Source organism: Staphylococcus caeli, from assembly GCF_051413795.1.
GTDB classification, from domain to species: Bacteria; Bacillota; Bacilli; order Staphylococcales; family Staphylococcaceae; genus Staphylococcus; species Staphylococcus caeli_A.
This window is the reverse complement of sequence record NZ_JBOIRQ010000050.1, coordinates 1-435: the sequence shown is the minus strand read 5'-3', so window position 1 is coordinate 435 and position 435 is coordinate 1. Positions and strand designations below refer to the sequence as shown.

1 protein-coding gene is annotated in these 435 nt (G+C 43.2%); it reads right to left on the bottom strand.

Features of this window, described 5'->3' with window-relative positions:
- Nucleotides 1–435, bottom strand: a 435-nt coding sequence (locus ACSULM_RS12490) for an Ig-like domain-containing protein (RefSeq protein ID WP_436863121.1), incomplete at both ends; no start/stop codon positions are given.

The window sequence follows — 435 nt, the reverse complement described above, 5'->3', positions numbered from 1 at the left end:
TGAGGTTCACATCCGCTGGAATTTCGACTACATAGTTTCCTGTTTCATCTACTGTTCCTGTCACTGTTACTCCTTCTGGGAAGGTTACTTTGATTGTTGAACCTGGTTCACCTGTTCCGCTAATTTGTGTTGATTCGCTTGTAACTTCACTAATAATTGGTATTTCTGGTGGAGTTGTATCTATAACAGTTGTCTTACCTTCTGATGATTCATTTCCTGCTCCATCTGTTGCTGTTACTACTAACTCTTCTCCACCTTTGAGGTTCACATTCTCTGGAATATCTACTGTGTAATTCCCTTGCTCATTCGCTGTTCCTGTTGCTGTTTCTCCTCCTGGGAACTTCACTTTTACTGTCGAGCCTGCTTCTGCTGCTCCACTTACTTGGCTATCTTCGCTTGTTACTCTATTCACCGTTGGTGCTTCTGGCGCTGTTG